Source organism: Pseudoflavonifractor phocaeensis, assembly GCF_016901735.1.
GTDB lineage: Bacteria > Bacillota > Clostridia > Oscillospirales > Oscillospiraceae > Pseudoflavonifractor_A.
Genome location: NZ_JACLZC010000050.1, coordinates 1 through 22,476 on the forward strand (window position 1 = coordinate 1; position 22,476 = coordinate 22,476).

Annotated in this window: 21 protein-coding genes, 2 tRNA genes and 1 pseudogene; 6 read left to right on the plus strand and 18 right to left on the minus strand. The window is 60.9% G+C overall.

What is annotated here, in order from left to right; translation table 11 throughout:
- Positions 1–322: 322 nt before the first annotated feature.
- From H7U37_RS16200 to H7U37_RS10830, 4 genes are all read right to left on the minus strand, one after another.
- Entirely contained in the window at positions 323–2,293 is a 1,971-nt protein-coding gene (locus tag H7U37_RS16200; RefSeq protein WP_204875616.1) for an ATP-binding protein, read from the minus strand.
- Positions 2,294–2,327: 34 nt separating this feature from the next.
- Positions 2,328–3,041, minus strand: a complete 714-nt coding sequence (locus H7U37_RS10820; RefSeq protein WP_204875617.1) for a response regulator transcription factor — start codon at positions 3,039–3,041, stop codon at positions 2,328–2,330.
- A gap of 130 nt (positions 3,042–3,171) precedes the next feature.
- Entirely contained in the window at positions 3,172–4,236 is a 1,065-nt protein-coding gene (locus tag H7U37_RS10825; RefSeq protein ID WP_204875618.1) for an S-layer homology domain-containing protein, read from the minus strand.
- A 41-nt stretch (positions 4,237–4,277) separates the two neighbouring features.
- Positions 4,278–5,519 carry a serine hydroxymethyltransferase gene (locus H7U37_RS10830; protein WP_204875619.1) on the minus strand — a complete coding sequence of 414 codons (1,242 nt, stop codon included), beginning with the start codon at positions 5,517–5,519 and terminating at the stop codon, positions 4,278–4,280.
- 158 nt (positions 5,520–5,677) lie between these two features.
- Between H7U37_RS10830 and nth the strand changes: the two genes are divergently transcribed.
- On the plus strand, positions 5,678–6,325 hold the full coding sequence (gene nth / locus H7U37_RS10835) for an endonuclease III (RefSeq protein ID WP_204875620.1): 648 nt from the start codon (positions 5,678–5,680) through the stop codon (positions 6,323–6,325).
- Between the two features lie 75 nt (positions 6,326–6,400).
- On the opposite strand, the gene H7U37_RS10840 is transcribed toward nth, so the two are convergent.
- From H7U37_RS10840 to H7U37_RS10855, 4 genes are all read right to left on the minus strand, one after another.
- On the minus strand, positions 6,401–6,580 hold the full coding sequence (locus tag H7U37_RS10840; RefSeq protein WP_204875621.1) for a hypothetical protein: 180 nt from the start codon (positions 6,578–6,580) through the stop codon (positions 6,401–6,403).
- 122 nt (positions 6,581–6,702) lie between these two features.
- Complete coding sequence (locus tag H7U37_RS10845) at positions 6,703–7,464, minus strand: 4Fe-4S binding protein (RefSeq protein ID WP_204875622.1); 762 nt, start codon at positions 7,462–7,464, stop codon at positions 6,703–6,705.
- Positions 7,465–7,474: 10 nt separating this feature from the next.
- Entirely contained in the window at positions 7,475–8,584 is a 1,110-nt protein-coding gene (locus tag H7U37_RS10850) for an S-layer homology domain-containing protein (RefSeq protein WP_204875623.1), read from the minus strand.
- Complete coding sequence (locus H7U37_RS10855) at positions 8,581–9,213, minus strand: redox-sensing transcriptional repressor Rex (RefSeq protein ID WP_204875624.1); 633 nt, start codon at positions 9,211–9,213, stop codon at positions 8,581–8,583. Before H7U37_RS10855 ends, H7U37_RS10850 begins: the two co-directional genes overlap by 4 nt.
- Before the next feature lie 264 nt (positions 9,214–9,477).
- Between H7U37_RS10855 and serC the strand changes: the two genes are divergently transcribed.
- Both serC and H7U37_RS10865 read left to right on the plus strand, forming a co-directional pair.
- Positions 9,478–10,563: a 3-phosphoserine/phosphohydroxythreonine transaminase gene (gene serC / locus H7U37_RS10860; protein ID WP_204875625.1), complete on the plus strand. Its 1,086-nt coding sequence runs from the start codon at positions 9,478–9,480 to the stop codon at positions 10,561–10,563.
- A 409-nt stretch (positions 10,564–10,972) separates the two neighbouring features.
- The gene (locus H7U37_RS10865) at positions 10,973–12,139 is read left to right on the plus strand and encodes an NAD(P)-dependent oxidoreductase (protein WP_204875635.1); all 1,167 of its coding nucleotides are present in this window, start codon (positions 10,973–10,975) and stop codon (positions 12,137–12,139) included.
- 53 nt (positions 12,140–12,192) lie between these two features.
- On the opposite strand, the gene glgB is transcribed toward H7U37_RS10865, so the two are convergent.
- A complete protein-coding gene (glgB, locus tag H7U37_RS10870) occupies positions 12,193–13,977 on the minus strand; it encodes a 1,4-alpha-glucan branching protein GlgB (protein ID WP_204875626.1) in 1,785 nt (594 codons plus the stop codon).
- A 150-nt stretch (positions 13,978–14,127) separates the two neighbouring features.
- On the opposite strand from glgB, the gene H7U37_RS10875 reads away from it, so the two are divergent.
- Positions 14,128–14,667 carry a TetR/AcrR family transcriptional regulator gene (locus tag H7U37_RS10875; protein WP_204875627.1) on the plus strand — a complete coding sequence of 180 codons (540 nt, stop codon included), beginning with the start codon at positions 14,128–14,130 and terminating at the stop codon, positions 14,665–14,667.
- Between the two features lie 55 nt (positions 14,668–14,722).
- On the opposite strand, the gene H7U37_RS10880 is transcribed toward H7U37_RS10875, so the two are convergent.
- From H7U37_RS10880 to H7U37_RS10900, 5 genes are all read right to left on the minus strand, one after another.
- Positions 14,723–15,199, minus strand: a complete 477-nt coding sequence (locus H7U37_RS10880; protein WP_204875628.1) for a CD1247 N-terminal domain-containing protein — start codon at positions 15,197–15,199, stop codon at positions 14,723–14,725.
- A 69-nt stretch (positions 15,200–15,268) separates the two neighbouring features.
- Positions 15,269–15,838, minus strand: a complete 570-nt coding sequence (gene efp, locus H7U37_RS10885; protein WP_204875629.1) for an elongation factor P — start codon at positions 15,836–15,838, stop codon at positions 15,269–15,271.
- Positions 15,839–15,966: 128 nt separating this feature from the next.
- Entirely contained in the window at positions 15,967–17,031 is a 1,065-nt protein-coding gene (locus H7U37_RS10890; RefSeq protein WP_204875630.1) for a M24 family metallopeptidase, read from the minus strand.
- Between the two features lie 53 nt (positions 17,032–17,084).
- Positions 17,085–17,933, minus strand: coding sequence for a TIM barrel protein (locus H7U37_RS10895; protein WP_204875631.1), 849 nt, complete (start codon positions 17,931–17,933; stop codon positions 17,085–17,087).
- On the minus strand, positions 17,930–18,436 hold the full coding sequence (locus tag H7U37_RS10900) for a YqeG family HAD IIIA-type phosphatase (RefSeq protein ID WP_204875632.1): 507 nt from the start codon (positions 18,434–18,436) through the stop codon (positions 17,930–17,932). The genes H7U37_RS10895 and H7U37_RS10900 overlap by 4 nt, the downstream gene beginning before the upstream one ends.
- 86 nt (positions 18,437–18,522) lie before the next feature.
- On the opposite strand from H7U37_RS10900, the gene H7U37_RS10905 reads away from it, so the two are divergent.
- Positions 18,523–19,410 carry a glycoside hydrolase family 18 protein gene (locus H7U37_RS10905; RefSeq protein ID WP_204875633.1) on the plus strand — a complete coding sequence of 296 codons (888 nt, stop codon included), beginning with the start codon at positions 18,523–18,525 and terminating at the stop codon, positions 19,408–19,410.
- A gap of 76 nt (positions 19,411–19,486) precedes the next feature.
- Here H7U37_RS10905 and H7U37_RS10910 read toward each other — a convergent pair whose 3' ends face one another.
- Positions 19,487–20,308 carry a cell wall hydrolase gene (locus H7U37_RS10910; protein ID WP_204875634.1) on the minus strand — a complete coding sequence of 274 codons (822 nt, stop codon included), beginning with the start codon at positions 20,306–20,308 and terminating at the stop codon, positions 19,487–19,489.
- A gap of 378 nt (positions 20,309–20,686) precedes the next feature.
- Between H7U37_RS10910 and H7U37_RS10915 the strand changes: the two genes are divergently transcribed.
- Positions 20,687–20,778, plus strand: a tRNA-Ser gene (locus H7U37_RS10915).
- Positions 20,779–20,870: 92 nt separating this feature from the next.
- Here H7U37_RS10915 and H7U37_RS16265 read toward each other — a convergent pair.
- The 3 genes and pseudogenes from H7U37_RS16265 to H7U37_RS10925 form a co-directional block, all read right to left on the minus strand.
- Positions 20,871–21,395 carry an MATE family efflux transporter gene (locus H7U37_RS16265; protein WP_338049824.1) on the minus strand — a complete coding sequence of 175 codons (525 nt, stop codon included), beginning with the start codon at positions 21,393–21,395 and terminating at the stop codon, positions 20,871–20,873.
- Positions 21,396–21,417: 22 nt separating this feature from the next.
- Positions 21,418–21,813: pseudogene (locus tag H7U37_RS16270) on the minus strand (MATE family efflux transporter); the annotation flags it as partial.
- Positions 21,814–22,199: 386 nt separating this feature from the next.
- Positions 22,200–22,273: transfer RNA gene (locus H7U37_RS10925), tRNA-Pro, on the minus strand.
- Between the last annotated feature and the right edge of the window lie 203 nt (positions 22,274–22,476).

The following is a 22,476-nucleotide window of genomic DNA, read 5'->3' on the forward strand; positions in this document are numbered from 1 at the left end:
ACCCCGCTACCCTCATCGCCTCCAGCCAGAAGGCCATGGACGTACTGGGCTGGCAGCCCAAGTATACCAACGTGGAGGACATCATCGCCACCGCCTGGAAGTGGCACACCTCCCACCCCGACGGCTACGGCATCGACGGCTGATCCTGTTCCCTTTTTCCGCTGACCAGGTTGCAGGAAACGGCAAGATGCCTGCATGGACGCGGGCGACCACAAGGGTCGCCCCTACATGACGGGAGGGGCGGCCCTCGTGGCCGCCCCTTTCTATCAAAAAGCGAGGTTAGGTCCCTCTCTTGGGTCCTAACCTCGCTTTTTTATGCGGTTTATACCGTTCGGAAGGTAATTTCAACGGTAAACAGGTCCGCCTCGGTCCGCACCAGGAACCGCCCGCCGCAGGCCTCGGTAAAGCTCTTGGCGATGGCCAGGCCCAAGCCGCTGCCGCCGTCGGTGCGGCTCTCGTCCCCACGGACAAACCGCTCCGTAAAATCCACATCCTGCGGCAGCTCATCTCTGGAGATGTTGCGTATCCGCACCACTGCCTGCGTTTCGTCCTCTTCCAGCGTGATGTACACCCGGGAACCGGGCATGGCATATTGCAGGGCGTTCTGGATGAGGTTTTGGAACACCCGGTACAGCCGGTCGCCGTCGGCCCGGATGGAAACCTCCCCCTCCGGCAGCTCCACCCGGAAGGTGAGACCGCTCCGCTCCATGGGCTCGGCCTGGTCGGCCAGGGTCTGGCGCAGCAGCTTGCCCAGATCCAGCGTCTCCCACCGGATATCCAGATTGCCTGTGGTGGCCTTGCTCACCTCAAAGACCTCCCGCACCATCACCCGCAGCCGTTCCGCCTTTTCCTGCAAAATCTTTACATAGTCCCGGGCCGTCTCCGGCAGCTCCTCCTGGGCCAGCAGATCCGTATAGCTCAAAATGGAGGTCAGCGGGGTTTTCAAATCGTGGGACACGTTGGTGATGAGGGCCACCTTCATCCGCTCGCTGTGGGTCCGCTCCTCCACCGCCTTTTGCAGCCCGCCGCCGATCTCAATCAGGTCCTTGGAAAGGGCAGACAGGTCCCCATCCTGGGGCAGCTGCTCCGGCGGATCAAAATGTCCCGCGCTCATGTCCCCGATCTGCTGGGCCACGCGCCCCAGATCCTGGGCCAGCCGCTTCTGGGCCTTCCAGCCGCTCCACTGCTGGACTATAATGGCAAGCCCCAGAATGCCCAACACAATGGTCAGCAGCGTCAGCGGCGGATACTGGAAGGTGGAAAGGAACAGGACGAAATCCATCGCCGCCGCCCCCGCCGCCAGAATCAGCACCCCCAGCCAGGACAAAAAGCTCCGGCGGATCAGCCGATTCTGAACCGGCAGCGCCTGCTCCCTTGCCCGAAGATTGCGCACCAGCCAGCCGCAGAAGCTGTGGGCCCGCAGATGGCCCCAGTTGCGGACGCAGTCGTTGAGGTAGATGCTGAGCAGCACCGCCTCCAGCCAAAGGAGCAGAGCCCCTTCCTCGCTGATATAATAGTTCAACAAACCTAGAAAAAGTTGAAACAGCAGCCAAAGAAGGGGCAGCAGCAAGATCAGCTTGATTTCCAGCCAGATTCTGCCCGTCACACCCGCCAGCGCCGCCCAGGCCCGGCCCAGATGCCGCCGCCAGAGAATCGTCCACACCAGCAGCACCAGGCCAACCAGGCCGATGCCGCCCGCCAGGAAAACGGCCCAACGCACGTTCTCCTGGCCTCTTACAATCCCATAAAGACTGCTCCATTGCTGGTACTCCGCCGGCGTCTCCGCCGCCGCCAGCCAGATGGTCACATCCGCCGTCATTTCCCGAATCTCCTCCGGGTCCCGGGCTGTAATCCAGTCGTACAGATAGTCATAGATGCTCCGGTTGCTGTAACCGGGCACGTCCCACTGTTCCCATACGCCGCGGTATACGCCGTCGCCGTAGACGTCCAGCTCCTCCCCGTCCTTCCACAGGGTGACCGTGCCGTTTTGGTATTTGAGATAGAAATTATACCCCTTCACCTGGCGGCTCATCAGACGTTCGTCCATCTCCTGGGTGTTTGCCGCAAGGAGTTTTGTGCCGTCGTAGACCTCATAACGCAGGTTTCGGTCCTGCAACAGGCTGTCCGCACTGCTGCTCTCGGAAAACATGGCCACATACAGCCCGTCCCGCAGATAGTTTTCCATCACCCCCCGGAAGTCCCCAGTCTCCTGATAGTCCGCCGCAAAGCTCTCTCCGATCCGCCGGAGGTCCGACGAGCCCGCCACAACCACGGAATAAATTGCAAAAAGCACAAAAATTGTTGTCGATACCAGCAGAAAGCAAAAGCTAAGTACGGCTTTGACGCTTTTCCATTTTGTATCCAATGCCCCACACCACCTTTATATATTCCGGTTCCTTGGGATCGAGCTCGATTTTCGAGCGAATGTGCCGGATATGGACCATCACCGTGTTCTCCGGCGCGGACAGGGGTTCCTCCCCCCATACCCGCCTGTAAATCTCCTCCGCCGGAAATATCCGGCCCGGATTGCGCATGAGCAGGTCGAAAATTCCCATCTCCGTGGCAGTGAGGTGTACCTCCTCCCCGTCGGCCAGCAGCACCCGGTCCTCCGGCCGGTAGGTCAGACGGCCATTGACCAGCTCGCCGCTCCGCGCCTCCGCCGCCGCGTCCCCCAGGGTGGTGTAGCGCCGCAGCTGGCTCCGCACCCGCGCCGCCAGCTCCTGGGCGTGAAAGGGCTTGGTCACATAGTCGTCCGCCCCCATGGAAAGCCCCAGAATCTTGTCGCTCTCCTCGCTCTTGGCCGACAGCACAATGATGGGTAAATTCCGCCGTTCCCGAATGCGCATCAGGGCCGACAGGCCGTCCAGCTTGGGCATCATCACGTCCAGGATGATGAGCTGTACCGACCGCTCCGCCGCCAGCGCCAGCGCCTCCAGGCCATTGTAGGCCTTCAGGGTCTGATACCCCTCCTTCTCCAGCAAAATGGAGATGGCGTTGACGATGGCCTTGTCGTCATCCACGATGAGCACACATTCGTTCATACTCTCTCGCTCCTCCTTACCGTGCTTTTAGGATACCATGGGGCTCTTACAGCTTCCTGGTGCTCTTTCCTAAGTTTTTCTTAACATCAAAAATGGCCGCCCGGCAGGCGGCCATTCTTGAGGTTCTCGCTTACAGCTCCACGGTATGGACGGTCCCATCCGCGGTAAAGGTCAAAGTTGCTTCGTCCTCGCTGAGGACCCAGTCGGAGCTGGTCCCGCCCCACAGCGTCCGGACAGCTCCCGTGCGGTCCACCGCCACGATCTTCGCGCCAAAGCTCATCATGTTGTGGTACTGCACCGCCAGAATGGTAGTCTCGTCCGTATCCGCCCGAAAATCTACCGTACTTCCGGTATCGCCCAGACTCAGCGCCCAGGAAAGGCACTTTTCATACGCCTGCGCCTGGATCTCCTCCATGGAGGCCACGGCCTCCTCCGGGACGCTCTCATAGAGGCGCACGAAAGTGAGGACCGCCTGCTCCCGGGTGTAGGTACCCAGCGGGTCAAAGGCGCCGGTATCGGTCCCCTGCATGATGCCCAGCGACTCCGCCGCCGCCACATCGGCGCTGGCCCAGTCGGCGATCTGGCCGCTGTCCGCAAAGTGGGCGGCGCTGCCGGTTGCCTGGGCTTCATCGTCCACCACCCGGTAGCTGCGCAGGAGCATACAGGCGGCTTCCTGCCGGGTGATGGTCCTGTCCGGCTCGTAGGTGGAGCCGTCCCCCGTGCCGTTGACCACGCCGAAGTAGTTGGCGGCGTTGATATAGGGCCGCAGGTCGCCGTTGGTCACGTCGGTAAAGCGCCAGTTGTCCCCCAGCACCCCCCAGCGGTTTTCCATGTCGCCGTAAACCCCTCTCCCGTCGCCGTCCGAGACGGCGTTGCCGTAGAGGTTGACGAAGTCCTCCTCCGTCTCAAAGCCATACTGCACCGTCAGATAGCGCAGGGCCAGACAGGCAAACTCCGCCCGGGTGATAGGCTGCTGCCAGCCGTACCGGAGCTCGTCAGGCACCAGGCCCAGTTCCAAAGCCCGGTCCACCTCTTCCGCCGCCCAGTCCGACGGCGCTTCCGCAAGCGGAAGCACGCAGCCCTCGATCTCTACCTCCGGCGCTTCGCCGGCGTTGGGTTCCGCTGCCAGCGCCTGCGCCGTACAGCATCCCGCGATTACACTCAATGACAACAAATACGCGGCAATCCGTTTCATTCTGACAGCCCCCCTATCTCTTATCTTTTACCTATGATCGCTCACTCGTACAGGGGATACTTTTCGGTGATGGACGCCACGGCGGCCCGCAGCTCGTCCTGGTTGCCCTCAAAGTCGGTGGCGGCACGCCAGATCAGCTTGCCGATGAGGGTCATGTCCTCCTCCTTCAGGCCGCGGGTGGTGGCGGCGGGGGTGCCCACACGGATGCCGGAGGTGACAAAGGGCTTCTGGGGGTCGTTGGGGATGGCGTTCTTGTTGACGGTGATGTTGACCTCGTCCAGGCGGTGCTCCAGCTCCTTGCCGGTGACGCCGGCCCGGCGCAGGTCCACCAGCATCAGGTGGTTGTCGGTGCCGCCCGACACCAGATCAAAGCCCTCGTGCATCAGGCTCTGGGCCAGAGCGGAAGCGTTCTTGATGATCTGCTGCTGATAGGTCTTGAACTCCGGCTTGAGGGCCTCGCCCAGGGCCACCGCCTTGGCGGCGATGATGTGCTCCAGGGGACCGCCCTGGGAGCCGGGGAAGATGGCCGAGTCGATCTTCTTGGCCAGCTCCTCCTTACAGAGGATCATGCCGCCGCGGGGACCGCGGAGGGTCTTGTGGGTGGTGGTGGACACCACGTCGGCATAGGGCACCGGAGAGGGATGGAGGCCGGTGGCCACCAGACCGGCAATGTGGGCCATGTCCACAAAGAAGTAGGCCCCCACCTCATGGGCGATGTCGGCAAAGGTCTTGAAGTCGATGATGCGGGGATAGGCCGAAGCGCCGGCCAGGATCATGCGGGGCTTGTGCTTCTTGGCCAGGTCGCGCACCTGGTCATAGTCGATATATCCCCGGTCGTTGAGGCCATAGGAAATGATGTTATAGTTCTTGCCGGAAAAATTCACCGGAGAGCCGTGGGTCAGGTGTCCGCCGTTGGCCAGGTCCATACCCAGCACCGTGTCGCCCGTCTGGCACAGGGCCTGGTAGACCGCATAGTTGGCCTGGGCGCCGCTGTGGGGCTGGACATTGGCGTGGTCCGCGCCGAAGAGCTGGCAGGCCCGCTCCCGGGCGATGTTCTCCACCACGTCCACACACTGGCAGCCGCCATAGTAGCGCTTGCCGGGATAGCCTTCGGCGTACTTGTTGGTGAGCACGGAGCCGGCAGCCGCCAGAACCGCCTCGCTGACAAAGTTTTCAGAGGCGATGAGCTCGATGTTGCGGCGCTGACGCTCGTACTCGGCGCGGATCGCCTCACCCACGGCGGGATCGTGTGCGGCGACGAAATCCATCCATTCCTTGACCATAATCGTGATTCCTCCTTGATCGGCCGACTGCGTCCGCAGTCTTTCTTTCATTATAGCGGAAAAGCGTCCAAACCACAATGAAAATTTTGTCGTATTTTTTTCGGCTGTATGGTATAATATCTGTTACATCTGATTCAATCTCCAACGAGGTGATCCCCATGAATTCTCCCGAAGCCGTCCGCGCCGTGGTGGAGGAGCTCAAAGCCCTCTATCCCGACGGTATTTGTTCGCTGCACTATCAGAAGGATTATGAGCTTCTCTTTTCCACCCGTCTCTCCGCCCAGTGTACCGACGAGCGGGTCAACCAGGTGACCCCCACCCTCTTCTCCCGCTTCCCCACCCTGGAAGCGCTGGCCAATGCCGACGTGGCCGAGGTGGAGGAGATCGTCCACTCCACCGGCTTCTTCCGGGCCAAGGCCAGGGACATCGTGGCCGCTTCCCGGATGCTGCTGGATGAATACGGCGGCAAGGTGCCAAACACCATGGACGCCCTCCTGAAGCTGCCCGGCGTGGGACGCAAAACCGCCAATCTGGTGCTGGGCGACATCCACCACACCCCCGGCGTGGTGGTGGCCGATACCCACTGCATCCGCATCACCGGACGGCTGGGCTTTACCGACGGCTCCAAAGACCCCGTCAAGGTGGAGCAGCAGCTCCGGGCCATCCTGCCGCCGGAGGAGTCCAACGACTTCTGCCACCGGATGGTCCTCCATGGACGGGCGGTGTGTATGGCACGCAAGCCGGACTGTGCTTCCTGCACCCTCCGGCCCTGGTGCGATTTTTATAACGGCGGCGACGGACAATAAAAAACGGGGCGCACCCCGGGAGGATGGAACCCCCCAGGATGCGCCCCTTCTTATGTGCGCCGGTATGCTCCGGACTCAGCAGCCGCAGCCGCTGTTGCAGCCGTTGTTGTTGCAGCCGCAGCCACAGTTACAGCCGCAGTTGCAGCCACAGCCGCAGCCGCTGCCATTGCCGCTGCCGCAGCAGCAGCAGATGATGATGATAAGCAGGATGATCCACAGACAGCCGCAGCCACCCCAGTTATTGTTGCACCCCATAACGCGTACCTCCTGATGAAAGATGGAGACACGGCCTTTTCCGCCGGAGCCTTTGCCCCGGCTGCCGTCCGGTCTCAGTTCATCCTATGTCTCAGTGGGAAATGGGTGCTTGACCTATTTTTTCAGAGGAAAAGCCGGTTGACGCCCCGCACGCGCCCAAAGGGAGACAGGTGGGAGGCGCTGGCCGCCTGAGCCGCCGGAGGCAGCGCCCGGACGTGGGCCGGGCAGAGGGACACGCAGCGCATACAGCGGATGCACACGGACCCGTCGGTCTCCCAGGGGCGCGCCGCCGGGATGGCACCCGCCGGACAGGCCGGAGCGCACAGCCCGCAGTTTGTGCAGTCCTCCGCCGTCGCCGTGGGAAAAGCCGCCATGCCCTTCCATGCCCGGTAGGGACGGTCCCCCGGCAGGGCCGCTTCTCTGCCGCCGGAGGTCAGCTTGTCCAGAAGCGCGCCGCCAAAGCCGGCGATCTCCTCCTCATCCAGGGCGTCCGGCCGGTCCGCCGCCAGCGTGGTCACAATGGAATGCTTTGCCGCCAGCGCCGCGCCGCCCAACAGGCGGAAGCCCCGGGCGCTCAAGCCGTCCCCCAGTTCGGCCAAAGCGTCCTCCCAGGCCCGGTTGCCGTATACCGCAACGGCCACGGCCCAGGCTCCGTTTCCCGTCAAACGGGAGAGGCGCTCCATCATCAGCCCTGGCATCCGGCCGCCGTACACCGGGCCGGCCACCACCGCCAGACGGTCCGGCGGACAGAGGTGGGACGCCTCCTCCCGCCGGGTCAGGTCGATCTCTTCTTCCACCGTGCCAAGCGCACGGGCCAGCAGCAGACCGGCCCGATGACTCCCGTCGGTGGGACTGAAATGCACAAAGGTTACCTTCTGTTCCATCGCCGCTCCTTTACTGCCGCGTTACGGCCACGCCCGCCTGAATGCTTCTGATCTCTGCGGCGTCCACCGCGCCCTTGTCGTCCATCCAGTCCAGCAGCGTGCCGCCCGCCTTGCGCTGGGCGTCCAGCACAAAGTAGGACAGATACGCCAGATGCGCCCGGCAGAAGGTGGTCTCCTCCGCGGTCAGCAGGGTATACTCCCCGCTGGTCAGCACCCCCAGCGCCTTTCCCTGGGCAAGGGCGGTCTGCCAGGTAAAATCAGGGTTGTCCCCCGTCTCGCTGTATCCCAGCGCCCGCAGCAGGAAAATCACATACTCGCTGGCGCCCATGGCGCGCTCCGGTGCGAAGGCCGTCCCGCTCACGCCGGTGGTGTAGCCCTTGCTGTACGCATAGGCCACATAGCGATCCGCCCAGGCGGGCACGTCGACAAAGGGATTGACGCCCGTATAGGAGAGCGCCGCTTCCTCCTCCCCGATGAGGCGGAGGAACATAACCAGTCCCTCAATGCGGGTGGGGATGTTTTCCAGATCATAACCGCTGCCATAGGCCGTATCGGTGCCCCGAAACAACCCCATTTCCGCCAAAGCCCCGGCCAGAGCGTTATAGTCGGTGGCGGTGCTGGCTTCCAGGCTGTACACCCCCTCCAGGCTGATCACCGCCGTCTCGCTGACCACCCGCAGCGACAGCGTGCCGCTCTCCGAGGCCAGAAGCTTATGCCGCAGCGGCAGCGCCGCGCCCAGAGGCAGCGTATAGCCGCCTGTTACGTTCACCGCCGTTCCGCCGGCAATTTCCACGTCTCCCGCCAGTGCCATGGCCCCCGAACCGACGGTGAGGGAGATTACGTCGCCCCGCTTATAGCGCCGGTCCTTCAGGCCGGTCTGACCGCCTGCGGAGGCCATGTCCGATTGGTATTCCTCCTGCAGGTCCGCCAGCGCCTCTTCATAGGTTTTCTGGGTGTCGCTGGCGATTCGGTCCTCCGCCTGTCCCAGCAGACTGGGCAGCAGTTCTCCCGTCAGATAGCTCAGCGGAACCAGTACGTCTCCGCCGGCAGCCAACGCCGTGCCGCCTCCCACCAGCAGAGCCGCCGCCAGCAGTCCCGCCATCCATCGCTTCCCCTTCATACGCCCTCCGAAATCAAATAACTCAGGGTCAGCAGGCTGTCGGCAAAGTGGACGTTCTCCACCCGCACACCCCCCGCCCCATGCTGCAATTCAATGTTGGTAAAATTCCAGATTCCCTTCACCCCAGAGGCGATCAAACGGTCCGCCATTGATTGCGCCGCGCTGCGCGGCACCGTCAGGACCCCCACATCACAGGGATGCTCTTGCAGATACTCCTCCAGGGTGTTGGCGTGGCGTACCGTCAGCCCCGCCATCTTGACGCCCACCACCTCCGGGCATACGTCAAACGCCGCTTGCAGGGTAAAGCCGCTGCGCTCAAAATGGAAGTTCTCCATCAGCGCCCGGCCCAGATTGCCCGCGCCCAGCAGCACGGCCGTGTGGCCCTGGCGCATACCCAAAATGTCGGCGATCTCCCGCCGCAGGTTCTCCACGTTGTAGCCGTAGCCCTGCTGGCCAAATTCTCCGAAGCAGGACAGATCCTGCCGGATCTGAGAGGCCGTCAGTCCCATGGACTGCCCCAGCGCGCTGGAGGAAATGCGTACAACTCCAGCCAATTCCAGATCAGTTAAATGCCGGAAATACCGGGGCAAACGACGGATTACCGCGTCTGATACTCGACCTTTTCTCAACTTTCCATCACTTCCGCTCTCCACATAACTCCATCTTTCCATTCTTCATTCCCATTCACATCATATTTTTTAATTATATCATAAATCATACCGCCGTGCAATTGCCGAATCCCCCCTTCTGCCAAACCAGAACAAAATCCTGATTTTTTACTTGACGTTAATGCGCTAAAGAAATATAATAACGTCTATACCCACGCAACAGACGCCGCTCGGCGGATCCGTGCAGACCGCCGGCCGGCGCAACTTCGAAGGGAGAATGCAACCATGGGAACTGAACGCATCTACAATTTTTCGGCTGGTCCCTCCATGCTGCCGCTGGAGGTCCTGGAGCGTGCCGCCGCTGAGATCACCAATTATCAGGGATCAGGCATGTCCGTCATGGAGATGAGTCACCGCTCAAAGACCTTTGACCGCATCTTCCAGGAGACCAAGGAAAAGTTTGCCCGGCTGATGGGTGTGCCCGAGGGATATCGGGTCCTCTTCCTCCAGGGCGGCGCTTCTTCCCAGTTCTCTATGATCCCGCTTAACCTCATCTCCGCCACCGGTAAGGCCGATTACGCCGTCACCGGCAACTTCTCCAACATCGCCTACAAAGAGGCCAAGAAGTACGGCGAGATCCACGTGGCCGCCTCCTCCGCTGAGGAAAACCACACCTACATCCCCACCCAGGATCAGCTGGACCTGTCCGCTGACGCCTCCTACTTCTATTACTGCGCCAACAACACCATTTACGGCACCGAGTGGCAGTATGTCCCCGAGACCGGCAGCGTGCCCCTGGTGTGCGATATGTCCTCCGACATCATGTCCCGTCCGGTGGATGTGAGCAAGTATGGCATCATCTTCGCCGGCGCGCAGAAGAATCTGGCCCCCGCCGGACTCACCCTGGTGATCATCCGGGAGGATCTGGCCGGTAAGGAACTGCCCTATACCCCGCTCATGATGAACTATAAGACCATGATCGACAAGGACTCCATGTACAATACCCCGCCCTGCTGGTGCATCTACATGCTGGGCCTGATGCTGGATTGGGTGGAGGAAAACGGCGGCGTGGCCGGGATGGAAAAGCTGAAAAAGACCCGCGCCGGTATGCTCTATGAGACCCTGGACCAGAGCCGCCTCTTTACCTGCGCCGCCAAGCCCGGCTCCCGGTCCGACATGAATGTGACCTTCCGGTCCGCCACGCCGGAGCTGGACGCCAAGTTCGTCGCCGAGGCCACCGCTCAGGGCCTGGGCAGCCTGAAGGGCCACCGCTCCGTGGGCGGTATGCGCGCTTCCATCTACAACGCCATGCCTGTGGAGGGCGTGGAGAAGCTGTGCGACTTCATCCGTAAATTCGACGCCGCCAACTGACTTTCTTTCGAGAACTTACTTTCTTTCGAGAAAGAAAGTAAGCAAAGAAAGCTTTCATCGGCTTCGCCTCCTGAATACGGAAGCCGTAAAAAAGTAGGCAGGGAAAGCTTTCATCGGCTTCGCCTCCTGAATACGGAAGTCGTAAAAAAGTAGGCAGGGAAAGCTTTCATCGGCTTCGCCTCCTGAATACGGAAGTCGTAAAAAAGTAGGCAGGGAAAGCTTTCATCGGTTTCGCCTCCTGAATACGGAAGCCGTAAAAAAGTAGGCAGGGAAAGCTTCCGTCTGCGGTACAACAGGACATAACATATCGTATAGGAGAGTCCGGCGGTGGCACTTCCCCTTTTCCGCCGGGCTTCTCTATCTCTTATCTCTTATCTTTTTATCTCTTATCTCAACATTGGGGGTTTTGATCATGCAGATTCAGACCATGAATAAGATCGATCCGGCCGGACTGGCCATACTGGAGCAGGACGGCTTCCAGGTGGGCGACACTGTGGACGCCCCGGAGGGCCTGCTCCTCCGTTCCGCCAAGATCCATGATATGGAGTTTCCCGCCTCTCTGCTGGCCATCGCCCGGGCGGGCGCCGGCACCAACAATATTCCCGTGGATCGCTGCGCCCAGGCCGGTATCGTGGTGTTCAACACGCCCGGCGCCAACGCCAACGCCGTAAAGGAGCTGGCCATTGCCGCCATGCTCCTGGCCTCCCGCAACATCATCGGCGGTTCCGACTGGGTCCGGGAGCAAGCCGCCGCCGGCGTGGATGTGGCCGCCGCCGTGGAAAAGGGCAAGTCCGCCTTTGTGGGCCCCGAGATCATGGGCAAGACCCTGGGCGTGGTGGGCCTGGGCGCCATCGGCGTGCTGGTGGCCAACACCGCCATTGCCATGGGCATGGAGGTCATCGGCTACGATCCCTACCTGTCCGTGGAGACCGCCCTGCGGCTGGACCGCCATGTCCGCATCGTTAAGGATGAGTCTATCCTGTGGAAGAGCTCCGACTATGTGACCCTCCATCTGCCCTACATGCCCCAGACCAAGGACACCGTCAACGCCCAGGTCCTCGCCGAGATGAAGGAGGGCGTCCGGGTCATTAACCTGGCCCGGGGCGAGCTGGTCAACGACGAGGCCATGCTGGCTGCTCTGGAGAGCGGCAAGGTGGCCTGCTACGTCACCGACTTCCCCAACAGCCGCATCGTTACCGATCCCCGTGTGGTGGCCATTCCCCACCTGGGCGCCTCCTCCCCTGAGAGTGAGCGCAACTGCGCCGTCATGGCCGCTCAGGAACTGGTGGATTATCTGGAAAACGGCAACATCCGCAATTCCGTCAACTTCCCCAGCGCTGTGATGGACCGGGGCGGCGCCGCTCGCGTGTGCGTCATCCACCGCAATGTCCCCTCCGTGCTGGCCAGCCTCACCGCCGCGCTCTCCCAGCAGGGACTCAACATCGAAAATCTCACCAACAAGAGCGCCAAGGAGTACGCCTACACCATGGTGGACGTGGACGGCGACGTCTCCGCCGACACCGAGGCCGCCATCCGCGGCCTGGAGAACGTCATCCGGGTCCGGGTGCTCCACTGATTTTTCTCTGTAAAAACGAGGTCAGAACCTTTCCGCGGTTCTGACCTCGTTTTTTATGCCTTCAGTACCATCCAGCACCGGCCGGAACAGGGCGGCAGCGTCACCCGGAAGCAGCCCTCCTCCCCCTCCAGCGGGCGGCCGTCCCACAGGCTCTCCCCGCCGTAGACCGTATTGTCGCTGTCCAGCAGCGGCTGGAGAAGGGCGCCCTCCTCCAGCTCCAGCGTCAAGTTCTCCGGCGTCCAGCTGAAATTGAAGGCGAACACCACCCGTTCCCCTTCCCCCCGCCGTTCCAGGGCAAAGAGACAGCGCTCCTCCTCCAGGGCCAGCCAGCGGAACCCCTTGGGGCCGTAGTCCTCCGCCCACAGCGCCGGATGATAGTGGTAGACCAGATTCAGGTCCCGGAAAAACCGCTGAAAGCGTTGATGCTCCGGCTGCTCCAGCAGCTCCCACGCAAGCGCCTTCTGTTCGCTCCACTCGGTGGTCTGCCCCAGCTCCGCTCCCATAAAATTCAGCTTCTTTCCGGGATGGGCAAACATGTAGAGGTAAAACGCCCGGGCCTGGGGGAATTTTCCCTCCAGCAGTCCCTCCATCTTCTGCAAAATGGACGCCTTGCCATGGACCACCTCGTCGTGGGAGAGGGGCAAAATATAGCGCTCGTTGAAAAAATATTCCATGGAAAAGGTCAGGGCATAGGCGCCCTTCTTCCGCTCCGCCTGGGGCATCTGAAAATAGGAGAGGGTATCGTGCATCCAGCCCAGATCCCACTTGTAGTCAAAGCCAAGGCCCCCCGCCTCCACCGGCGCGGTGACGCCGGGATGGGCGCTGGAATCTTCCGCGATGAGCATGGCGTTTGGATGAAGCGCCTTTAGACCCCGGTTCATCTCCCGCAGGAAGGACAGCCCGCACTGGTTCTCCCCCCGGCCCGGGTCCCCCTGCCAATAAATCAGGTTGCGCACCGCGTCCATCCGCAGGCCGTCAATGTGGTATTCCTCCAGCCAGTAATGGGCGGCGGACTGCAAAAAGCTGCGCACTTCCCCTCTGGCGTGCATGAAATTACAGCTCCCCCACTCGCTGTACCCCACCGCCGGATGGGGATACTCGTAAAGGGCGGTGCCGTCGTAATTCCAAAGGGCGTAGTCGTCCACCGCGAAGTGGACGGGTACAAAGTCCAGAATCACCGCGATGGAGGCCCGGTGGCAGGCGTCCACCAGGGACATCAGCTCCCGCGCCGTCCCGTAACGGGCGGTGGGGCTGAAAAATCCGGTGTTCTGATAACCCCAGGATTCATCGCAGGGATGCTCGCTGAGGGGAAGAAACTCCACGCAGTCAAAGCCGTTTTCCATCAGATAGGGGATGAGCACCGGGATGAGCTCGGTATAGCTGTACCAGCTTCCATCCGCCTTCCGCCTCCAGGCGCCCAGATGGAGCTCGTAAATATTCAGCGGTCCTTTCTTCCGGTCGGTCCGCCCCGCCATCCACACCTGATCCCCAAAGGGAAAGCCCTCCAGCGTCCGCAGCACCGACGCTGTCCCGGGCCGCAGCTCCATCCCGAAGCCATAGGGGTCGCAATGGTCCAGAAAGGAGCCGTCCTGCTTCCAGATCCGGTATTTGTACCGGGTACCGTCGGGCAGCTTCTCCCCCACCCGGCACACCCAGAAATTGCCGTCATACTCCTTCTCCATCGGGGTCTCGGTCCAGCCGTTCCAATCGCCGATCACCGACACCCCCGCCGCCGCCGGCGCGAAGGTGCGGAATATGACCCCGTCCCCTTCCCGATGGGCGCCCTGATACCGGTAGGCGTCAAAACAAGTACCGGCATAAAAGCTCTGGTAATCCATATCGATTCACTCCTCAAATAATCAGACATGAGTTGTTTTTCAGACTGTGATAGGAGTATAATAGATGCACCTACGTTTTACCACCGGCAATTTTCATCGAGCGTAGGTTAACCAACCCTTTTCGGAAAATGTCTGAAAGGAGGCGCTGATATGGATCTGCGCATCGAAAAGACCCGGCGGAGCATCGCCCAGGCCTTTCTGGCGCTGCGGGCCCAGAAGCCGCTGGAGAAAATCACCGTCAAAGAGCTCTGTCAAAGGGCCATGATCAACAAATCCACCTTTTACGACCACTATACCGATCTCTATGCCCTCTCCGACGCCCTGGAGGAGGCGGCTGTGGCCGATATCCTGGCCCGCCTCCCACACCCGGAGTATGTCTTTCAGCGTCCCGCCGCCTTTATCCGCGACCTGACGCTGGGCCACCTGGCCCATCAGGAACAGATCCGCGTCCTCTTTTCCGGCAGCCGGCAGGGCCATTTCATCTCCCGCCTGAAGGCCGGGCTGGAGGAGCTGGTGTGGCGGGAGCATCCGGAATACCGGGACGACCCCGTCAAACGGGTGCTGGTCAGCTTCCAGATCTACGGCGGCTATTACGCTTATCTGGACAACAAGGACGCGGTAGACCCGGCCCGGCTGTGGGACGTGCTGGGCGCCGTTTCCCAGGAAATCCAGAGGCTGGATGTTTCATAAAACAAAAGGCGAGGTCAGGAAGTTTTCATTCCTGACCTCGCCGGTCTTTATGGGTTTAGTCCTCGTCATGATCGTGGCAGCCGCAACCGCAGTGGTCGTCCTCGTCGTCACAGCCGCACTCGTCGGCAAAGTCGATGGCGAACTGGCTCTTGCAGGCGGGACACTCGATGGTGCCGGCCTCCAGCACGTCGTGGTCGATGGTCAGCTCCTCGCCGCAGTTGGGGCACTCCACCTGGAAGAAGTCCTCTTCCTCCTCGTCCCCGCCGCAGCAGTCGCAGCTGTCCTCATCCTCGTCGTCCTCATCATCGCCGCCGTAGACCACCTTTTCCACGTCGGAAAGGTCATCGGACACGGCGTCCAGCTCCTCGCCCAAAGCGGTGGTGTTCTCTTCCAGGTCCTCCAGGGAAAGACTGATCTCCTCCAGAATGCCGATCATCACGGAGATGAGCTTGCCTTCCTTGGACTTCTCGGTGTCCAGACCCAGGCCCTCGGCCAGGCCCTTCAGATACGCGACCTTCTCAGAAATCGTCATAATGATTCTCCTTTTCGCAGGCGGCCACAATTTGAGGCGCGGTTCCTTGCTGTTTGGTACGGTTCCGGATCAGCCCTTGCAGCGCTCCAGATACTCGCCGGTACGGGTGTCGATCTTGATCTTGTCGCCGGGGTTGATGAACAGGGGGACCTTGATCTCAGCGCCGGTCTCCAGGGTGGCGGGCTTAGTGACGTTGGTGGCGGTGTCGCCCCGGAAGCCGGGGTCGGTCTCGGTGACCTCCAGCTCCACGAAGGTGGGAGGCTCCACGGCAAAGATCTTGCCCTTGTAGGAGTTGATCTTGCAGGTCATGTTCTCCTTGACGAAGCGGAAGGAGTCGCCCAGGTTGTCGGAGCCGATGGGCACCAGGTCGTAGGTCTCGGGGTCCATGAAGTAGTACAGATCGCCGTCGTTGTAGCTGTACTCCATGTCCTTACGCTCGATATAAGCCTGCTCGAACTTGGCGGTGGGGTTGAACGAGGTCTCGGTCACGCCGCCGGTAATGACGTTCTTCATCTTGGTGCGCACGAAAGCGGCGCCCTTGCCGGGCTTGACGTGCTGGAACTCGACCACCTGCATGACCTGACCGTCCATTTCAAAGGTCACGCCGTTGCGGAAATCACTGGCAGTAATCGTAGGCATTGAAATTCATCCTCCAAACAGGTATTTCATAGATAAGCGATTTTATTTTACCCTACTTTCCCTCTCTTTGCAAGGGGGTCCCTCCAATTTCACCGGAAAAGGGGCATTTTTTCCCGCCCCACCCCGGCTCAGAGAATGATCAGCTCCTTGGGGGAACGGGTGATATCCTCGTTGCCGCCGGCCCGGAGGATGAGCACGTCCTCAATGCGCACGCCGAATTTGCCGGGCAGATAGATGCCGGGCTCGGCGGAGACGGCGGCCCCTTCCGGCATGGGCTTTTCGTTGGAGTGGTTGGCGTTGGGAGACTCGTGGATCTCGATGCCCACGCTGTGGCCGAAGCCGTGGCCGAAGTAGTCGCCGTAACCGGCCTCCTCGATGACCTTGGCGGCGGCGTTGTGGATGTCCCGGCCGGGGACCCCCGCCTTGGCGGCGGCGATGCCCGCCAGCTGGGCTTGGAGGACCACGTCATACACCTTGCGCATCTCCTCGGTGGGTTCTCCCAGAGCCACGGTGCGGGTCATGTCGGAGCAGTAGCCGCCGAACTTGCAGCCGAAATCCATGGTGATGAACTCGCCCAGCGCCACCTTTTTGTCGCTGGGAATGGCGTGGGGCTTGCTGCCGTTGGGTCCGGAGGCCACGATGGGGTCAAAGCTCATCTTCTCCGCGCCCCGGCAGAGCATCTCGTACTGGAGCCGGGCGGCAATCTCCTGCTCAGTGACGCCGGGCTTGATGAACCGGCAGATGGCGGTAAAGGCCGCGTCGGTGATGTCCTGGGCCTTGCGCATCCGGGCCAGCTCCTCCTCGTCCTTGGAGGCCCGCAGGCCGGTGAGCAGGTCCTGGGCGGGCACCAGCTGGGCAGTGAGGCCCTCCTTCCAGCCGTTGTAGTCGGCCACCGACAGATAGGCGTCCTCAAAACCCAAGGCCTTGATGCTGTGCCGGTCGATGACCTCCTGCACCATGGCCTTATAGTTGCGGCCCCGGTCGGTCATGGTGATCTGAGCGCCGGTGACCAGGTCGTTTGCCGCCTCGATATAGCGGGAGTCGGTGAAGTAGTAGCAGCCCTCCCTGGTCACCACCACGTTGCCCTCGCCGTGGAAACCGATGGCATAAAACTCTCCCGGCTCGCTGTTGACCAGCATGGCGTCGATGCCATAGGCGTCCAGCCCGGCGGCGATTTGCTTCAGATGATTCATGGCAATTACTTCCTTTCTATCTCTGCGGACGCCATATCCGGCGTCCCTGCATGTTACCCCAGGGCCTTTTCGTAAAGGCCCTTCATCACCAGGGCGTCCTCGGCCTGGGTGCCCGCCGATTCGCAAATAAAGGTCGGCTGCCAGCCGCGGCGGGCAATCTCCGCCATCAGCGGCGCAGGGTCAGGTCCAAAGTCGTCCTGGGCAAAGGTCAGGTGCATTTTTTCTCCCCCGTTGGGGGTGAACTGGATCTTGGAGAAATGGCTGTGGAAAACCGACGCCCGCGCCTCTCCCAGCACCGCCCGGATGCGGTCCAGCATCTTCACGCAGGCCTCATGCCCCTCCAGCGCCCCCAGGGACCGGGCATATAGATGCCCAAAATCCACCGTGGGAATGAGCCGCTCATCCAGCGTACACAGCTCCAGCACCTCGTCCAGATCCCCCAGCTGGTTGATCTTTCCCATGGTCTCGGGGCACAGAGCAATATGCCCATACCCCGCCTCGTCACAGGCCGCCAGCACCGCCTTCAGCGTGGGCAGAGCGATGTCCATGGCTTCCCGGCGGGTACGCTTCATCAGTGCCCCCGAGTGGATGACCACCCGCTTTGCCCCCATCCAGTCCGCCGCCTGACAGGCGGCGGTGATATAGCCGATGGTTTTTTGCCGGCTGTCCGGGTCGGGATTGGCCAGATTGATGAAATAGGGCGCGTGGAGGGACAGCGTCACCCCCGCGGCCTCCGCCGCGCCCCCCAGCTTGCGGGCCGTCTCCTCCCGAAGGTTAACCCCTTTGCCGCACTGGTATTCATAGGCGTTCAGGCCCAGCTCCGCCAGCCAGCGGGGGGCGTCCACCGACGAGCGGTAGGGAAAGGCGTCCCCGTTGCCCGCCGGTCCGAATTTGATGCTCATCGTCTGCTCCTTTGCCTGGCCAGGGCACGGAACGGCCACTCCACCGCATAGCGCACATAGCGCCCCGGATTGCCCGCCAGCCGGATGGGCTCCACCAGAAGCGTGGTGACTCCGGCGTTGTTGCCCCCCAGAATGTCGGTGAAAATCTGGTCGCCCACGATGGCGGTCTCTTCCGGCGTACAGCCCATCCGCTCCATGGCCCGGACAAATCCGCCCGCCTTGGGCTTGCCCGCGTGGCCGATCCAGGGGATGTCCAGCTTTTGGGCAAACGTCTCGGGACGCCCCGGCTTTCGGCTGTTGGACAGCAGAAACAGCGTCACGCCCGCGGTCCGCAGCCCTTGGTTCCATTCCCGTACCGAGGGCTCCGGCTCCAAAACGCCATAGGGCACCAGCGTATTGTCCAGATCGGCCAGCAGCAGCCGGATGCCCGCGTCGGCCAGCGTTTGGGGGTCAATATCGGTGACGGAGGAATATACATGGTCGGCCAGCAGGGAGATGGCCATGCCCTCACCTCTTTTACAAGTCTTTTTTGTGCCGCGGCGCATATGTTCAATGGTATATCCGCCTCAGCGGCACGCCGCCCCCTTCAATGGGCGACGGCTATTATTATATCATCTGCCTCTGGCAGGAACAAGGGGGTAACGATTTCATGGGTGACGGCGGGCTTTCCCTTCTTCTCCTCGCGCCGCCGGGCCAGGGCCGGGAAGCGGCCTCTTTCGGCCTGCCGGTGGCGCATCTGGCTTATCGGGTGGGCGGCGGCGGCCATCTGTTCCGCTCCGACCTCAGTCCCATCCCACGGGGCGGATTTCTGGCCATGGACGCCGCGGGCTGCGACGGACGGGGACGGAGCGATACCCTGGCGCGGGAGATCCTGCGGGAGTGCGACGCCCGGGGATTTACCGGCGTACTGTGCGATTTTGAGGGGCCGTCCCTCCCTCTGCTGACCCAAACCATCGCCGCCCTGGATGAAGCCCTCGGCCGGCGCGGATGGCCTCTTCTGGCGCCGGAGCCCTACGCAAACGCTCTCTCAAGGGGACAGCTCCTGATCTCCTCCGCGCTTTCCGGCGGGTCTCTGTATCAGCGCCTCTCCGAGGTGATCCAAACGCGGGGGGCGGAGGGCTTGGCCCTGGCGGTGGAGCCGGTGGCCTATGACTTTCCCCTCCCCTCTCCGGACGGGCAGGGCCGTCCACTGGAACCGGCGGACCTGCAGGCCCTGCGGCAGCGCTGGGACCCGCAGATCTATTTTTCCGACGCCCTTTGCGCCCACTACTTTACCTATATGTCCCGAGAGAGCGGCGGGCATTTCGTCCTCTTTGACGACGCCGCCTCCGTGCGCAAAAAGCTGCGGGTGGCGGCTCAACTGGGCATCCGGCGGGCTGTGCTCCCCTATCCCCAGGCAGCCGGAGCCATGGAGGCCATTATGGCGGACAGGCGCAGACACAATCCAAACGCAGACCGCTCCCGCCGCACCGAATAAAAAAAGAGGGCCCACCGTATATTACGGCGGGCCCTCCTCCGAGAGCAAACATCATTTTCGGTCGTAGATCGGTTCCTTACGCAAAGAAGGCGTGGGCGCCGATGGTGGCCACATAGGTCCGGTTACGGGACGCCCAGCTGTTGGGAGAAACCTTGGGGTTGACGAAATAGAGGCTGTTCCCCACTGTGTTGGCGCCATCCAGGCACAGCTTGGCGGCGATCACGCTCTGTTCATTGGGCGTGTAGTAAATGCTTCCGTTGGACACCGGGGTGAACTGGTTCTTCTGGAAGATGACACCCTTGATGGTGCTGGGGAAAAGCGAGCTGGACACACGATTCAAAACCACGTTGCCCACCGCGATCTTGCCGGTCAGCGGCTGGTTGCCGCTCTCGGCGTTGATGATACGGGAGAGCCAATAGACGGAATCGCTGTTATAATAGCTGCTGCCCGAGGCAATGGGACCGCTGCCGGCCAGGAAGGTGACGGTGTTGTCCGCCCAGGCCACAGAGGCGCCCAGCGCCTTGGCCAGTACGCGGGCGGGAACCAGAATGGACTGGCCCTCCACCTGCACCGTATCGGCTACGTAAAGATAACGTCCGTTGGCTTCGATATAGCTGGCGCCGGGAATCACCGACAGGGTCAGGCCCTGGGTCCGAGCCACGGATTTGCCGTTCTCCCACGCCACGGTGGCGTCGGGATAAAGAGCGGACACAACGGGCCAGTAAGATACATATACGCTGTTGTTCACGACCTTGGTTACAGTCGTGTTAGCGGAAAGCTGATTGCTGTTTACGACGATGTTTACTTGATTGCTCTTGCTCTCGGCGGCGGCCGCATGGCTGCTCATGGACACCATCAGGGCCAGGCAGATGACCAGGCAGGACACTCGCTTCTGCATACTCAAAAGACCTCCTGTAACTATTATGTTTTCAGTCTGTTACTTTCTCTGTAACAGATTGTAACCGTATTGTAACTTATTTTCCATGCCATTGCAAGAGCAAATTTGAACAAATCTCGCAATCCCTTGTGCCGCAAGGTGTTTGCGTTCTTCTTTTCTTGCTTTCCCCGGTTCCGTCAGTAAAAAGTGGTGTCAAAACGGTAACAACTTGTTACTATTCCCCATGCAGTCCCGGCCCCCTTTCCCCCCTCCAAAATTTTTTTGATTTTTTTCGAGAAAGCTCTTGACGAATCCAAAATATATGCTATAATAATCAACGTCGTCTGCGAGAGATGAATGTAACAACTGAAAAACAGTACATGCGTAGAGCAGCGCCGTGGAGAGATGGCTGAGCTGGTCGAAGGCGCACGATTGGAAATCGTGTAGGCGTTGATAGCGTCTCGAGGGTTCGAATCCCTCTCTCTCCGCCAAAAACCCTGAGGATATATTTCCTCAGGGTTTTTTACTGCCCTTTTACAAAAAGGAAGGTCCCGGACCACAGACGGTCCGGGAGCTTTTGCCGTTAAAGCCGACAGGCCTGCTCCAGTTTGCCGGCGCACCCGCGATAATAGAAAAAACCGACCGCGTCGGCCAGCGCCCAGCCAATGGGCACCGACCACCAAATCCCCAGCACCCCAATGGCCGGAATGGCGGACAGTACATAGGCCAGCACCACCCGGGTCCCCAGAGACACAATCGTCAGCACCACGCTCATGGCCGGCATGGCTACCGCACGGTAAAGCCCGTAAAAAAGGAACAGACAGCCAATGCCCACATAAAATGCGCCCTCGATCCGCAGATAGGTCGTCCCGATGGACAGGATCTCCTCCTCCGTTCCCACAAAAAGCCCCAGCAGCGGACGGGCCAGCAGACATACCGCCGCCGATGCCAGCAGGCAGAATACCGCCGCCGTTCCCACCGCCCACCGGATGCCCTGCCGGATGCGCTCCGGCTTTCGGGCCCCGTAGTTCTGGGCGATAAAGGTGGAAAAGGCGTTTCCGAAATCCTGTACCGGCATATAGGCGAAGGAAGGTGGCAGGCAGTCCAAAGAGGATCACCCACACATAGTCGCGCATCAGCGCACGGTTCTCCGCCGGCACCTGAAGCAGACCCAAAATCTCTTCCAGCCCCCAAAAAGCCGCCAGATTCAGCGCCGCTGTCAGCGCCGCGATCAGCACAAAGGAAGTGCATACCCGCTCCTTCAGACCGTCCATATCCTCCCGGCCCCAGCAGATGGAGCATAACGCGCCGCTGCCCATGGACAGCCCCAGCAAAATCGAGATGAGAAAGGTCATCAGCGTATAGGCCGAGCCCACCGTGCCCAGCGCTGTGGACCCCAGAAAACGTCCCACAATCACAGTATCCGCAATGTTGTAGCACTGCTGGAGGAGGTTTCCCAAAATCATGGGCAGCGCAAAGCGCAGCATCGTCCCTCCAACAGAGCCTCGTGTCAGATCCAGCTGCATATTCTCTCTCCTTCCCGTAGCTTTTGCAAAAAGAAAAACGCCTGTTTCTGCACAGACGTTTTTCAAGTCCAAGTGACTGGATGCAAACCAGCGGGAGGGCCGGCGTTCCGCCTGCCCTCCCGGGCACCGGCCGATTTTTACGCGCCTCCGGCGCCAAAAGGCTGCTGGTTCGGGGTAACCTTTGCAAAAACAAAAACCGTCTGCATTTCCACAGACGGTTTTGTAAGTCCAAGTGACTGGATTCGAACCAGCGGGAGGGCCGGCGTTCCGCCTGCCCTCCCGGGCACCGGCCGATTTTTACGCGCCTCCGGCGCCAAGAGGCCGCCGGTTCGGGGAAACGCTGCAAAAACAAAAACCGTCTGCGTTTCCACAGACAGTTTTGTAAGTCCGAGTGACTGGATTCGAACCAGCGGCCTCTTGAACCCCATTCAAGCGCGATACCAAACTTCGCCACACCCGGATATTCTCTTTTCCACTGCCTGTTTCATGCAGCTTATATAATATACCACAGACCGTTCTGTTTTGCAAGTGGCTTTTTCAAATTTTTTTCACATTTCTGTAGGAGTACAATACATGTTGGACAGTTGAATAAAAAAGGATGAAGGATAGGGCCTCATCGGTTAAAGTTGAGTTGCGACACAACAACTTGACGAGAGGGGGCCA